This window comes from Marinomonas primoryensis, assembly GCF_013372285.1.
Classification (GTDB): domain Bacteria; phylum Pseudomonadota; class Gammaproteobacteria; order Pseudomonadales; family Marinomonadaceae; genus Marinomonas; species Marinomonas primoryensis.
Genome location: NZ_CP054301.1, coordinates 3,123,071 through 3,137,500, shown reverse-complemented (window position 1 = coordinate 3,137,500; position 14,430 = coordinate 3,123,071). Strand labels below are relative to the sequence as shown.

Sequence of the window (14,430 nt, the reverse complement as noted above, 5' to 3'; positions counted from 1 at the left end):
GTATACGAAAATGCCATTATAGTGAAAACGAGTAGGACGGGACACGTGATATCCTGTCTGAATATGGGGGGACCATCCTCCAAGGCTAAATACTCCTGACTGACCGATAGTGAACCAGTACCGTGAGGGAAAGGCGAAAAGAACCCCTGTGAGGGGAGTGAAATAGATCCTGAAACCGTGTACGTACAAGCAGTGGGAGCGGACTTGTTCCGTGACTGCGTACCTTTTGTATAATGGGTCAACGACTTATTTTCAGTAGCAAGGTTAAGCATGTAGTGGAGCCGTAGGGAAACCGAGTCTTAATAGGGCGTTTAGTTGCTGGGAATAGACCCGAAACCGGGCGATCTATCCATGAGCAGGTTGAAGGTTGAGTAACATCAACTGGAGGACCGAACCCACATCCGTTGAAAAGGCTGGGGATGACTTGTGGATAGGAGTGAAAGGCTAATCAAGCTCGGAGATAGCTGGTTCTCCTCGAAAGCTATTTAGGTAGCGCCTCGTATCTCACCATTGGGGGTAGAGCACTGTTTGGGCTAGGGGGTCATCCCGACTTACCAACCCCATGCAAACTCCGAATACCAATGAGTGCAATTACGGGAGACACACGGCGGGTGCTAACGTCCGTCGTGGAAAGGGAAACAACCCAGACCGTCAGCTAAGGTCCCAAAGTTACAGTTAAGTGGGAAACGATGTGGGAAGGCTTAGACAGCTAGGAGGTTGGCTTAGAAGCAGCCATCCTTTAAAGAAAGCGTAATAGCTCACTAGTCGAGTCGGCCTGCGCGGAAGATATAACGGGGCTCAAACTGTACACCGAAGCTACGGATGCTTAATTTATTAGGCATGGTAGAGGAGCGTTCTGTAAGCCGTTGAAGGTCAAGCTGTAAGGCAGGCTGGAGGTATCAGAAGTGCGAATGTTGACATGAGTAACGATAAGGGGAGTGAAAAACTCCCCCGCCGGAAGACCAAGGTTTCCTGTCCCATGTTAATCAGGGCAGGGTGAGTCGGCCCCTAAGGCGAGGCAGAAATGCGTAGTCGATGGAAAACAGGTTAATATTCCTGTACCGATGTATATTGCGATGGAGAGACGGAGAAGGCTAGGCCAGCACAGCGATGGTTGTCTGTGTTTAAGGCGGTAGGCAAGTGACTTAGGCAAATCCGGGTCACTCTTTTAGAGAGAATGCCGAGAACTGATGACGAGCCCTCTTTTGGGCGAAGTGGTTGATGCCATGCTTCCAGGAAAAACTTCTAAGCTTCAGATATACATTGACCGTACCCCAAACCGACACAGGTGGTCAGGTAGAGAATACCAAGGCGCTTGAGAGAACTCGGGTGAAGGAACTAGGCAAAATGGTACCGTAACTTCGGGAGAAGGTACGCCGGCCGGTGTGAAGGACTTGCTCCGTAAGCACTAGTCGGTCGAAGATACCAGGTGGCTGCGACTGTTTATTAAAAACACAGCACTCTGCAAACACGAAAGTGGACGTATAGGGTGTGACGCCTGCCCGGTGCTTGAAGGTTAATTGATGGGGTTAGCGTAAGCGAAGCTCTTGATCGAAGCCCAAGTAAACGGCGGCCGTAACTATAACGGTCCTAAGGTAGCGAAATTCCTTGTCGGGTAAGTTCCGACCTGCACGAATGGCGTAACGATGGCCACACTGTCTCCACCCGAGACTCAGTGAAATTGAAATCGCAGTGAAGATGCTGTGTATCCGCGGCTAGACGGAAAGACCCCGTGAACCTTTACTATAGCTTCACAGTGAACTTTGAACCTATTTGTGTAGGATAGGTGGGAGGCTTTGAAGATAGGACGCTAGTTCTATTGGAGCCAATCTTGAAATACCACCCTGGTATGTTTGAGGTTCTAACTCAGGTCCATTATCTGGATCGAGGACACTGTGTGGTGGGTAGTTTGACTGGGGCGGTCTCCTCCCAAAGAGTAACGGAGGAGCACGAAGGTGTGCTCAGCATGGTCGGAAATCATGCGTAGAGTGTAAAGGCAAAAGCACGCTTAACTGCGAGACAGACACGTCGAGCAGGTACGAAAGTAGGTCTTAGTGATCCGGTGGTTCTGTATGGAAGGGCCATCGCTCAACGGATAAAAGGTACTCCGGGGATAACAGGCTGATACCGCCCAAGAGTTCACATCGACGGCGGTGTTTGGCACCTCGATGTCGGCTCATCACATCCTGGGGCTGAAGCCGGTCCCAAGGGTATGGCTGTTCGCCATTTAAAGTGGTACGCGAGCTGGGTTTAGAACGTCGTGAGACAGTTCGGTCCCTATCTGCCGTGGACGTTTGAGATTTGAGAGGAGCTGCTCCTAGTACGAGAGGACCGGAGTGGACGAACCTCTGGTGTTCCGGTTGTCACGCCAGTGGCATTGCCGGGTAGCTACGTTCGGACGGGATAACCGCTGAAAGCATCTAAGCGGGAAGCCTCCCTCAAGATAAGATCTCACTGGGACATAAGTCCCCTAAAGAGCCGTTCGAGACTAGGACGTTGATAGGTTGGGTGTGTAAGTGCTGTGAGGCATTGAGCTAACCAATACTAATTGCTCGTGAGGCTTGACCATATAACACCAAAGTGGTTTTAGATGAGAAAGCTCATCAAAGATTACAGAGACACATTACGATAAAAACTGGTTTAACCTTGATTACCGTTATTTCAAAAAAGAATTGTTAAAGATCCAAGCATGTCTTCGCGTGTTTTGGTTGGAAGAAAGAGATGATAGAGATTATGATCTTAAGAAACCGCCAGAACGAACGCAGCAGAATTGCTTGACGATCATAGAGGCGTTGAACCACCTGATCCCATCCCGAACTCAGAAGTGAAAAGCGCCATCGCCGATGGTAGTGTGGGAGATCCCATGTGAGAGTAGGTCGTCGTCAAGCTTAAATTAAGAGAGCCCTGATAGCTAACGCTGTCAGGGCTTTTTTTTGGCTCAAGGAAATAGACGCTGAAATAAAGGAAAATAGGCGGTAAATCTATCTTGGTGTGATCAATGTCGTTGATCGCAAGATAAAGCTGATAATTATATTGCTCTAATCAGCCACAACATTCTGTTCCACGATCCGTTAAGATGCGAGGCATAGGTAAGCCATTGCGCTCAAAATACGGCATACTCTGTCATTCAAAATGTCTGCGGCTGTAATGGGTGTTTAAGGCTTTGCAAAGGCTACTTTGCTGTAAGTATCAACAAAGGTTTGCTGATGAATTCTTCCAACCCCTTTGAGATTGCCAATATAAAAAGTGTCTTGAGAGCTCAGATAGCCTAGATGAGGAGTTTCTATCTCTACGTCATTCTCTTTCTTTTTCTCAAGAGCCGCGACTCGAGCGTCCGTCAATACGATGCCATCTTTGGCTACCTTTTGCTCTAAGGCTTAGATGCGCTTTTTGAAGTTTTCTAAAACGTGTCTAAGCCAGATCGAGCGAACGCCACTGTACGAAGACACCTTTTTTACGAAGTTCATTGCTGATTCGATGTTGTCTGTGGACCGGTAGTCATCACTGCGTAATTCACTTTATGTTTACCTATTAGTATGTGTAAATGCGGTGTCTACAAATGTGTCGCCATAGCAGAGTTTGTGTCGCTTTTAAATCGGCTTAAAATTAATTTGGTAGAGGAATGGCAGGTGCATGTTTTATGCGGTTTAAAACAACGGTAGACGTCAAGTCTCGTATGCATGGTAGGCTGGCAAGTGATTCACCTAAAAATATTGAGAGAGCTGGTAGGTTTTCGCTAATGATTCGTAACCAGTAATCTGCTTCTCCGCTTACAGAATAACATTCCAATATTTGAGGTATGGCTTCGATTGCTTCTTTAAATTCTTTGTCTGAATTTTTTATACTTTTATCAAGTGTTATGTTCACAAAAGCAGTTATTTGATAGCCTAATTCACTGGCATTTAACTGAGTAAAGTAAGCTTCTATTAGGTTGTTTTGTTCTAGTCTTTGTAGGCGTCTTGAGCATTGAGATGGAGATAAGTTTACTTGTTCAGATAGTGCGACATTAGTGAGTCTTGCATTTGCTTGAAGGGCCTTGAGTAATCGCCAATCATAGCTGTCTAGTTCAATATTATTCATTCAAAGTTCCTTATCAGTATCTAAATGTACTGCTTTTCTTATAGTCGTCGATCTGTTTTTAACTTGACCGTTTAGAATAAGGAGTTTTGTAAAGTAAACAAGTTCAAAAACATTATATTTGCTAATTAATAGATATTTATTTGCACGATTGGTCGTTTTTTATCTATCTTGATGAAATTAAAGTCGACTAAATAAAAATGCCGCTCATCATTTCTAATTAGCGGCATTTTTTTATTGATAGGAGTATAAGATTTATTGATTAGGGAGGTTTTTAGCTAACCACAGTAGGGCTTCTGGATAGGGCTTTGGCAGTTTTAGGTCTGCTAATGCGTTCTGCAATATTGTGAGATTACCAGAGCAAAAATTCAGATGTCCGACTTTTCTTCCAAGACGCACCTCTTTTTTATACCAATAAAGCTCCAAACCTTTAATTTTTAACCATTCATAATCTAAATCTATACCGATTAAGTTGACCATCATACTTTGGTTTTTAATCTCCGCAGGCGCTAATGGAAGGCCTGTGACAGCGCGTACATGGTTTTCAAACTGACAGATACTTGCGCCAGCTTGTGTCCAATGGCCGCTGTTATGAACTCGTGGGGCAAGCTCATTAATGAGTAAGTCACCACCAACTCGAAAGCACTCCATAGCCATAACACCGACATAGTCTAGAGCCTCCATGAGCTTACTGAGCATGGCTTCCGCCTTACTTTGAAAAGGCTTGAGGCGATCTAAGGGTGAAATGGAAGCATACAGAATGCCATTGATGTGAAGATTAAGTGTTAAAGGGTAAAAATATGTATCGCCATTTTTACCTCGCACTCCTACTAATGATACTTCTTCATCAAAATTGATAGCTTGTTCTGCAATTGCATACCCTTTCCAGTCTTCAGGTATTTCTGTTGCTTCTGACTGCTTTAACCAATATTGGCCTTTACCGTCGTAACCACCACGACGACGTTTCAACAGAACTCGTTCACCGAGGGTTTGATAGGCATGTTGAGCGCTAGAGTCACTTTCTACTGGAAACCATGGTGCGGTTGCTAGTGCAAGGCGATCAAGCCACTGCTTTTGTGTTAGTCGATCAGCAAGTTGAGGAAAAGTGGCTAAGTTAACAAAGTTACTGTGTGTAGAGAGTTGTCTTGTTGCTGCCGTTTCTGGCCATTCTTCTCTTTCCGCAGTTATGATGTCTGTTGAGCTTAATGGTAAAGTTTCTGTTGCTTCTATATCAACCGGACGAACGTCAATGCCCAGCGGCATGCCTGCTTGTTTGAGCATTGCTCCGAGTTGACCTGCTCCTAATACCCATAGAACTGACATAGATTAAACCTCTCTAGGGTCAGGATTTTCCAAAACAGTGTTTGTTTGGTTGGTTCTAAATTCTTCAATTTTATCCGCGAGTACGGGGTTAGAAAGGGCTAAAATTTGGCAAGCTAGTAAGCCTGCATTGAAGGCACCTGCATTACCAATAGCAAGTGTACCAACGGCAACGCCTTTTGGCATCTGAGCGATAGAGAGAAGGCTATCCATGCCGTTTAGGGCTTTACTCTGTACTGGCACACCCAGAACAGGCAGACGTGTGTGCGCCGCTACCATGCCAGGTAAATGAGCCGCACCGCCAGCACCGCCAATAATGACCTTGAAGCCTTTGTCTGCCGCGCTTTCTGAAAACTCTGCAAGTTTTACTGGCGTTCTGTGAGCTGAAATCACTTCAACATGATAACTGACGCCTAATGCATCCATGATTTCAGCGGCGCTTTCCATTGTAGCCCAGTCACTTTTCGATCCCATTATTAGGGCAACTTCTGCTTGCAAAACATTTCTCCTGTCGGTAGCTATCAACGTGGTGCTAAGGGGCATAATACGTTGGTATATAAAATTCATCTGAGATTACTGAGGCCTAACACAGCGATATCAGAGGTGTAATAGGGCGCTAATATAGCCGACTTTGAGGAAAACAGCGAGTGTCAGGTTGTTTGATGCTTATCTTGATCGTTATAAAGCTGACAATCGTTAGATAAAAGAAGAGCGACTAAAGTCGCTCTTGGAGGTATTTTTCATAATCTGGAATTTGTCGTTCAAACGCACTTTCAAAGAGAGGTGAAGAAACGAGAAAGTTTGCCGAAGAAACGCTACAAGCAATAGGGATGTTCCAAACAGCAGCAACGCGAAGTAGTGCTTTTATGTCAGGATCATGTGGCATCGGTTCGAAAGGGTCCCAGAAAAATATTAAGACATCTATTTTTCCTTCTGCGATCAATCCGCCTAGTTGTTGATCGCCTCCAAGAGGGCCACTAATAAGTGATTTAACGGGAACATTTAACTGCTTCTGCATTAAATTCCCCGTTGTTCCTGTTGCCATTAAATTGTGCTTAATAAGTTTTTCTTTGTGTTTTTCAGCCCATTCAATAAGCGCTGGCTTCATATTATCATGTGCCACCAGAGCGACGTTTTTACGCTCTGGTGTTGTAACGGTCTTTTGTCGTAAAGTCTTGCTTTTCAAGGTGTTTTTATTCCTCAGCGGCGCCGACTTTTACTACTTTCATCATGTTGGTTGTACCATAGCTAACCAAATGATCACCTTTTGTGACAATGACTAGGTCGCCGTCGCAGATTAGACCGAGTGATTTAACGTGGTCAACTAAACCTGTCACAATAGTATCTACATTGAACTCTTGTGAGGAGAATGCTACTGGTGTGACGCCACGATAAAGGGTAACTTTGTTGAGTGTCGCTTGGTTTGGGGATAATGCATAAATTGGTAAACCTGAGCTGATGCGGGACATAAGGAGTGGCGTAGTACCTGATTCAGTCAAGCTAATGATCGCTTTTACACCTTCTAGGTGGTTTGCAGCATACATCGCTGACATCGCAATGGTTTCATCAACATTAGTGAAGGTCACATCGATACGGTGTTTTGAACGATTGATAGCTGGTTGTTTCTCAGCGCCCAAACAAACACGGTTCATAGTATGGATAACTTCTTCAGGATATTTTCCTGCCGCTGTTTCAGCAGACAACATAACGGCATCTGTTCCATCTAGAACCGCGTTGGCAACGTCAAACACTTCTGCACGTGTTGGCATCGCACTGGTGATCATGGTTTCCATCATTTGTGTTGCTGTAATAACTGGACGATTCAGTTGACGGCAGCGCTTGATCATGTGTTTTTGAACACCAATTAATTCTGCATCCCCAATTTCTACACCCAAATCACCACGAGCAACCATGACCGCATCTGAAGCTAGAATGATAGCATCCAGTGTCTCGTTATCGGCAACGGCCTCTGCACGTTCTACTTTAGAAACGATGCCAGCTTTAAGACCTGCGGCTTCTGCCAATGCGCGCGCTTCATGGAGGTCAGCGGCGCAACGAGGGAACGAGACAGCAAGATAGTCTGCTTTTAATATTGCTGCGGTTTTGATGTCTTCTTTATCTTTCTCAGTAAGTGCTGCAGCAGAAAGTCCGCCACCTTGGCGATTGATGCCTTTGTTATTTGACAGAGCACCACCCACAAGAACTTTCGTTATAACTTCTGTCCCTTTAATTTCAAGGACTTCAAGAACAACTCGGCCGTCATCTAAGAGCAACACATTGCCTGGTTCAGAATCGGCAGCAAGTTGAGGGTAATCAATACCAACACGGTTTTCGTCGCCAGCATTTTTATCAAAGCCAACGTCTAGGATGAACGTCGCGCCATCTTGAAGTTCAACTTTGGTATCTTTAAAGCGTGCGATTCGTATTTTAGGGCCTTGTAGATCACCAAGAATGGCTACATGGCGATTGTTTTTCTTTGCCATAGCACGAACAACTTCTGCTCGGTTAATGTGGTCTTCTGGCTGACCATGAGAGAAGTTTAGTCGAAAGACGTTAGCGCCAGCCAAGATTAATTTCTCAATCATTTCTGGAGTACTAGAAGAAGGGCCTAAGGTGGCAACAATTTTAGTTCTACGAGTCATTTTATGTACCAAAGATTAGAAAGCTTGAAGTGAAGTATAAGAGACGATGAAGGCTGCGTCAGCAGCCTTCATATATATTAACTATTTTGCATTCATTAATGCGATAGTGTTGTCGAGCATTCTGTTTGAGAACCCCCACTCGTTATCATACCAAGCCATAACTTTTACTAATCTACCTTGCACACGTGTTTGTGTCGCATCGAAGTTGGAAGTGAAGGCGTTGTGGTTAAAGTCAGAAGAGACAAGTGGCTCATAATTGACATGGAGAACTTGCGCAAGAATTGGATCCGCTTTGATAGCGTCTTCAATAATTTTATTTATTTCTTCTACTGTGGTTTCGCGAGGCGCTAAGAAAGTTAAATCTACTAGCGACACATTGATAGTCGGTACGCGAACAGACAGACCATCAAACTTGCCTACTAGTGCTGGGATAACAAGACCAACAGCGGCTGCAGCACCTGTTTTACTAGGAATCATGTTCATTGCGGCTGCACGGGCGCGATAAAGGTCTTCATGATAAACATCTGAAAGTCGTTGGTCATTAGTGTAGGCGTGAATCGTAGTCATCAAGCCACTTTCAATGCCTAGCTTTTCACTCAGTGGTTTAGCGAATGGCGCTAGACAGTTAGTTGTGCAAGAAGCATTAGAAATAACGGTCATCTCAGACGTTAATACATCTTGGTTAACACCGTATACAACTGTAGCGTCCACTTCTTTACCTGGTGCAGAAATGATAACTTTCTTAGCGCCAGCAGTGATATGAGCACTGGCTTTTTCTTTTGTTGTAAAAAAGCCAGTACATTCATAAACCACATCTATGTCTAGCTCTGCCCAAGGAAGGTCTGCAGGGTTACGTTCAGAGAAAGTGCGGATTCTATCTTTGTTGATGTATAGGGCTTCGTCGTCAAAGGTTACTTCTTCATTAAAGCGGCCATGGACAGTGTCATATTTTGTTAAATGAGCGTTGGTTTTTGAATCACCAAGATCATTAATCGCAACTATTTGGATTTGATCACGCTTGCCTGATTCGTATAAGGCTCTAAGTGTGTTGCGTCCAATGCGTCCATAACCGTTGATAGCTACCTTAATCGTCATACTCACCTCTAAATAGTGCGGAAATTGTGAAGTGTTCGAATTCGAACATTTCATGTTCAGTATTATTCTTTGACGTAAAAATACTACATAAGTGATTTTTTAAGCAAGGATTAGTAATAAATTTATCTCTATTTGGCTAATTTTCGATCAAATAGTGACCTTTGTCTAATATTGTACAGAGTTATGTTACAAACGTTTGATTATTTTAACTGAAAGGGCGACTATTTCGAATCATTTATGTAAATAAATTACATAATATTGTTTTTTTAATGATTTATCTGCCGTTTAAGCGTGAAATAAAATGAAAATGTAGTAATATTACATAAAATTTTGATATCAAGCTGTCTGTTAAGACAGTTATATAAAAAACGGAGAGAAGCATGAATCCGATTGTTGCTAAGGTAACGAACGACATTGTTAAGCGAAGTGCAGTGTTGCGCGAAAAATACCTTAAAGATATGAAAAAAGCACAGGAGCAAGGCCCACATAGAGGAACATTATCATGTGGCAACTTGGCTCATGGTTTTGCGGCATGCCAACCCCAAGACAAACAAAAGCTAACTCTGATGGAAGAGGCGAACATTGGTATCGTGTCGTCGTATAATGACATGCTATCTGCGCATCAGCCTTATGAACATTATCCCAATAAAATTCGTTCTGCGATCCAAGAAATGGGTTCAATAGCGCAATTTGCGGGCGGTGTTCCTGCGATGTGTGATGGTGTTACTCAAGGGCAAGATGGCATGGAGCTGAGCTTATTTAGCCGTGACAATATTGCACAAGGCGCCGCGATTGCTCTTTCTCATAATATGTTTGATGCGGCTATTTATCTTGGTATCTGTGACAAAATAGTCCCTGGCTTATTAATTGCCGCTTTACGTTTTGGCCATTTGCCTGCTTTGTTTATTCCTGCCGGACCAATGCGTTCAGGTATTTCTAATGCCGCAAAATCTGCTGTTCGCCAGCGCTTTGCACAAGGCCAAGCGTCACGAGATGAGTTACTTGAGGCTGAGTCTGCTTCTTATCATAGTGCGGGGACTTGCACCTTTTATGGAACGGCCAATTCTAATCAGCTCTTGGTTGAGATGATGGGGCTTCAATTGCCAGGATCCTCTTTCGTCAATCCAGATGATCCACTGCGTGATGCGTTAACAAAATATGCTTCTCAGTTATCCACAAAGATTACCGCTTTAGGTCGAGACTATCGTCCACTTTACGAAATTATTGATGAACGCAGCATAGTAAATTCTATTGTCGGCTTGTTAGCCACTGGTGGTTCAACAAACCATACGATGCATATTGTGGCGTATGCGCGAGCGGCGGGTATCATTGTTAACTGGGACGACTTCTCTGCTTTATCTAAAGTCGTGCCTTCGATGACTCGTATTTACCCAAATGGACAAGCGGACATTAACCATTTTCACGCGGCAGGTGGTATGGCATTTTTAGTGAAGCAGTTACTGAAAGGTGAATTACTTCATGAAGATGTGAATACCATTGTCGGTAAAGGGTTAACTCATTACACAAAAGAACCTTTCCTTGATGGCGATACATTGGTGTGGCGTGATGGACCAGCAGAAAGTTTAGATTTAGACGTAGTACGACCTATTGAAAACCCTTTCAGTAAAGAAGGCGGTTTGTCTCTTCTAAAAGGCAACCTTGGTCGTTCTGTTATTAAGGTTTCAGCGGTAGCTGAAGAAAATCGTATTGTTGAGGCACCAGCGGTTATTTTTCATAGTCAGAACGATTTAGCTGATGCAATTGCGAGCGGTGAGCTTAAGCGAGATTGTGTTGCTGTTGTACGTTTCCAGGGCCCAAAAGCCTTAGGGATGCCTGAACTGCATAAACTAACACCGTACCTGATTAACTTACAGGATCAAGGTTATAAAGTGGCGTTAGTTACTGATGGTCGTATGTCAGGCGCATCAGGTAAAGTGCCAGCGGCAATACATCTTACGCCAGAAGCGTTGTCTGGTGGTCTGATTGCTAAACTCAAAGACGGTGACTTGATTCGCCTTGATGCTATTGAAGGGACTTTGTCGGTTCTTATTTCAGATGAGGAACTGGCAAACCGCGAGATCGTACAGCAAGATTTAACCGATTCTCATCAAGGTATGGGGCGTGAATTATTTAGCGCACAACGTATTTTAGTAAGTGGTGCCGAACAGGGTGCTTGCAGTTTGTTTAATGATTAAACCTTTCCTCTGACTACTAACGTTTGTTAGTAAATGGTGTTTGGGGGCTTGTTTCAAGCCCCATTTTTTTGCCTAAAATTTGCCATGACGCCATATCTAATAAAGGTTTACTGAAGCAAGTTTAGTTTACTAAATAGCTACTTTTTTGGAGGCGAAAAAAAAACTCGAATCCGTATATGGATTCGAGCCTTTTTATTAATGAGCTACTGTATTGAGGGTAGCTTATTGAGTAACTTAGTTACTAGTCCATTGTGTCTAGTGCTTTTTCGTACTCATCAAAAGATTCTGTAACCGCTTCTTCAGGTGCACCAGTAGCAAGGCTCACTACAATGATTGAGATTGTCGCTAGAATAAAGCCAGGAACAATCTCATAAACGTCGAACCATCCGCCGCTTAGTTGTTTCCAGATAACAACAGTTACACCACCAACGATGATACCTGCAAGAGCACCATTGCGGTTCATGCTACGCCAGAACAAGCTTAGTAGAATTGCAGGTCCAAATGCCGCACCGAAACCAGCCCAAGCGTAAGATACTAGGCCAAGTACCGAACTCTTAGGATTCAGAGCAAGAATCAAAGCAAGAATAGAGATCGCAACAACGGCGAAACGGCCAACGTTAACAATTTGCTGCTGAGTCGCTTCTTTATTGAACAATTTCTTATAAAAATCCTCAGCTAAAGCAGAAGATGAAACAAGCAGTTGAGAATCCGCTGTGCTCATGATCGCCGCTAGAATTGCCGCTAGAAGAATGCCTGCAACCACAGGGTGGAAAACGGCATTCACAAGAACCATGAAGATTTTTTCTGGATCAGCTAAGTTGCCAGCTAAGTTGCTGTCTACATAAGAGATACCAACTAAGCCGATGAGTAGAGCGCCAGTCATTGAAATCAATGTCCAAACAACGGCAATACGACGAGCTGTTTTAATGTCTTTATTAGAACGAGAGGCTTTAAAGCGAGCTAGGATATGTGGTTGACCGAAATAACCTAATCCCCATGCTACCAGAGAAATAATTGCAATCGCACTAAGAGGTTCGCCACTTACGCTGGTCCAGATGTTTAGAAGCTCAGGGTTTTTGATCGTCAAAGTACTAGAAAGCTCAGTCCAGCCACCATCAATAGCAACAAGAGGAACAACTATTAAAGCGGCACTCATCATCAAGCCTTGAATAAGGTCTGTCCATGCAACCGCTAGGAAACCGCCAAACAAGGTGTAAGAGACGACACAAACCGTACCTATGATAACGGCGTAGGTGTAATCAAGACCAAACACAGTTTCAAATAATTTACCGCCAGCCACTAAACCTGAACTTGTATAGAACAGGAAGAATAGGAGGATAAAAAGAGCGGATATCGTTTGAATAAGCTTAGAGTTGTCTTGAAAGCGAACAGAAAGAAAACCCGGTAGCGTAAGAGAGTTATCAGCAGTGATGCTATAAGTACGCAAGCGTTTTGCACAAAATAACCAGTTCAGCCATGTGCCTACCAATAGACCGCCTGCTAACCAAATTGACTCAAGCCCTGCTGCAAAAGCGTAACCTGGAAGACCAAGTAGCAACCAGCCACTCATATCAGATGCACCGGCAGATAGCGCGGTTGGCCAAGGGCCTAAAGAACGCCCACCTAGAAAGTAGTCTTCTGAGCTTGATGTGTTTTTATAAGCGTAAAGCCCAATTCCTAGCATAACTGCCAGATAGGCTAGGAATGTAAAGCTGATCGCATAACTGCTTTCTATCATTATTATTGTCCTCACGTTGAAATCATTGCGGATGAAACAATTTTATATGGATAAAGTTGTTTGTCAGTAAAGACAGGATTTATTCCCTTATAGCGATGTTCTGCAATACATACTGACTAAAAGATGGCACTTAAAAAGAGTCGTCTAGTTCACATCCGTAAAGTTAAAATTACTGAATTATTGTTGTGATAGTCACTGATTTAATATTTAAAAAGGATCGCATAATCGTAAAGAAAATGGATCAGGTTAGATATATGTCAAGACCTGTGCCGATTCTAAGTGGCTGAGATAGGATAATCTTTCAAAATCCTCTTACAAAGTTACGAAAATATCTGATGTGGTTACTAAAGAAGGCGGTTTGGTTAAATATCTTTACGTTTAATGACACATCATAAAAAAGGCACATTAAATGTGCCTTTTTTATGATGCTATTTTTTTTCAACTTTAGGTAAACGAGTATCCTGTACGCTTTGTTTCAATTTTTTAAGATGCGCATTGAATTCAGGGCCACGCTTTAGAAGTACGCCTGTTGCCAACGCATCGATCAAGGTCAAATAGACAATACGTGAGCTCATCGGTGTGTAGATGTCTGTATCTTCAGTCTCTTCAATCGGCAATACAATAGAGCAGTGCTCAGTTAGCGGCGAACCAGGGTTTGTGATTCCGATAACCGTCGCTCCAGCTTCTCGCGCTACCCGTGCTGTTTCGATCAAAGGCAAGGTTCGACCAGTATAGGAAATTATGACAATGGCGTCGCCTGAATGAGAGCCTGCAGCGGCCATGCGTTGCACCAAAATGTCGGTATAAGCGACCACGGGCATATTTAAGCGAAAGAATTTATGGTGGGCATCTTTGGCGACAGGGCCAGATGCACCTAAACCGTAAAACTCTATGCGGCGAGCCTGAGCTAATACATCAACCGCTCGGCTAATGAGGGCTTCAGGTAAAATATCCTGTGCTCTGGTTAGGTTGTTTTTTGCGGCTTCAAAAATCTTCGCAGTGACGGCACCCGGAGCATCATCAGGTTCTACGTTTAAATTAACATAGGGTGTTCCTGTGGCGAGGCTTTGGGCAAGTGACACTTTAAAATCGGGAAAACCGCTGCCTATTAGGCTGCGACAAAAACGGTTAACCGTAGGTTCACTTACCTGTGCTCTGGCGGCAAGTTTAGCAATACTGGAGTGAATGGTCGTTTTTGGGTCGGCAAGAATGGCTTCCGCAACTTTTCGTTCGGATTTGCTTAATGTGCTCAGTCGTTCTTGTATCTTACGAATAATGTCTTCGTGTTTATTCATTGATCTGCTTCAATCTATTGACTCGGATGATTCTGTTCTTCATTCTGACAGCCGCTTCCAATTCTGGC

The 14,430-nt window shown here is 43.7% G+C and carries 9 protein-coding genes, 2 rRNA genes and 1 pseudogene (1 of these 12 running past the window's edge); 3 read left to right on the top strand and 9 right to left on the bottom strand.

Annotation, left to right across the window (positions count from 1 at the left end):
* Window positions 1-2,569, top strand: a 23S ribosomal RNA gene (locus MP3633_RS14545) (it extends 327 nt beyond the left edge of the window).
* A gap of 204 nt (window positions 2,570-2,773) precedes the next feature.
* Window positions 2,774-2,888: ribosomal RNA gene (gene rrf / locus MP3633_RS14540) — 5S ribosomal RNA — on the top strand.
* 157 nt (window positions 2,889-3,045) lie between these two features.
* On the opposite strand, the pseudogene MP3633_RS14535 reads toward rrf, so the two are convergent.
* The 7 genes and pseudogenes from MP3633_RS14535 to gap form a co-directional block, all read right to left on the bottom strand.
* Window positions 3,046-3,495, bottom strand: a pseudogene (locus MP3633_RS14535) (transposase family protein); the annotation flags it as partial.
* Window positions 3,496-3,606: 111 nt separating this feature from the next.
* Window positions 3,607-4,080, bottom strand: coding sequence for an Lrp/AsnC family transcriptional regulator (locus MP3633_RS14530; protein ID WP_176336070.1), 474 nt, complete (start codon window positions 4,078-4,080; stop codon window positions 3,607-3,609).
* A 252-nt stretch (window positions 4,081-4,332) separates the two neighbouring features.
* A complete protein-coding gene (gene purK, locus MP3633_RS14525) occupies window positions 4,333-5,400 on the bottom strand; it encodes a 5-(carboxyamino)imidazole ribonucleotide synthase (RefSeq protein ID WP_112140785.1) in 1,068 nt (355 codons plus the stop codon).
* Between the two features lie 3 nt (window positions 5,401-5,403).
* On the bottom strand, window positions 5,404-5,895 hold the full coding sequence (purE, locus tag MP3633_RS14520; RefSeq protein ID WP_176336069.1) for a 5-(carboxyamino)imidazole ribonucleotide mutase: 492 nt from the start codon (window positions 5,893-5,895) through the stop codon (window positions 5,404-5,406).
* 217 nt (window positions 5,896-6,112) lie between these two features.
* The gene (locus MP3633_RS14515; RefSeq protein WP_112140782.1) at window positions 6,113-6,583 is read right to left on the bottom strand and encodes a methylglyoxal synthase; all 471 of its coding nucleotides are present in this window, start codon (window positions 6,581-6,583) and stop codon (window positions 6,113-6,115) included.
* Window positions 6,584-6,590: 7 nt separating this feature from the next.
* On the bottom strand, window positions 6,591-8,039 hold the full coding sequence (pyk, locus tag MP3633_RS14510) for a pyruvate kinase (protein WP_176336068.1): 1,449 nt from the start codon (window positions 8,037-8,039) through the stop codon (window positions 6,591-6,593).
* Between the two features lie 81 nt (window positions 8,040-8,120).
* Window positions 8,121-9,134: a type I glyceraldehyde-3-phosphate dehydrogenase gene (gap, locus tag MP3633_RS14505; protein WP_176336067.1), complete on the bottom strand. Its 1,014-nt coding sequence runs from the start codon at window positions 9,132-9,134 to the stop codon at window positions 8,121-8,123.
* 380 nt (window positions 9,135-9,514) lie between these two features.
* On the opposite strand from gap, the gene edd reads away from it, so the two are divergent.
* Window positions 9,515-11,329 (top strand): phosphogluconate dehydratase, encoded by a 1,815-nt coding sequence (gene edd, locus MP3633_RS14500; protein ID WP_176336066.1) that lies wholly within the window; start codon window positions 9,515-9,517, stop codon window positions 11,327-11,329.
* Window positions 11,330-11,570: 241 nt separating this feature from the next.
* Here the strand turns inward: edd and putP are convergent, their stop codons facing one another.
* On the bottom strand, window positions 11,571-13,067 hold the full coding sequence (putP, locus tag MP3633_RS14495; protein ID WP_112140775.1) for a sodium/proline symporter PutP: 1,497 nt from the start codon (window positions 13,065-13,067) through the stop codon (window positions 11,571-11,573).
* Between the two features lie 428 nt (window positions 13,068-13,495).
* Window positions 13,496-14,362 carry a MurR/RpiR family transcriptional regulator gene (locus MP3633_RS14490; RefSeq protein WP_112140773.1) on the bottom strand — a complete coding sequence of 289 codons (867 nt, stop codon included), beginning with the start codon at window positions 14,360-14,362 and terminating at the stop codon, window positions 13,496-13,498.
* Window positions 14,363-14,430: the final 68 nt, after the last annotated feature.

Excerpts from the sequence above, each read along its gene's own strand:
- MP3633_RS14490 (WP_112140773.1), bottom strand. The coding sequence starts at position 14,362 with ATGAATAAACACGAAGACATTATTCGTAAGATACAAGAACGACTGAGC.
- gap (WP_176336067.1), bottom strand. The coding sequence starts at position 9,134 with ATGACGATTAAGGTAGCTATCAACGGTTATGGACGCATTGGACGCAAC.
- MP3633_RS14530 (WP_176336070.1), bottom strand. The coding sequence starts at position 4,080 with ATGAATAATATTGAACTAGACAGCTATGATTGGCGATTACTCAAGGCC.
- pyk (WP_176336068.1), bottom strand. The coding sequence starts at position 8,039 with ATGACTCGTAGAACTAAAATTGTTGCCACCTTAGGCCCTTCTTCTAGT.
- putP (WP_112140775.1), bottom strand. The coding sequence starts at position 13,067 with ATGATAGAAAGCAGTTATGCGATCAGCTTTACATTCCTAGCCTATCTG.
- edd (WP_176336066.1), top strand. The coding sequence starts at position 9,515 with ATGAATCCGATTGTTGCTAAGGTAACGAACGACATTGTTAAGCGAAGT.
- purK (WP_112140785.1), bottom strand. The coding sequence starts at position 5,400 with ATGTCAGTTCTATGGGTATTAGGAGCAGGTCAACTCGGAGCAATGCTC.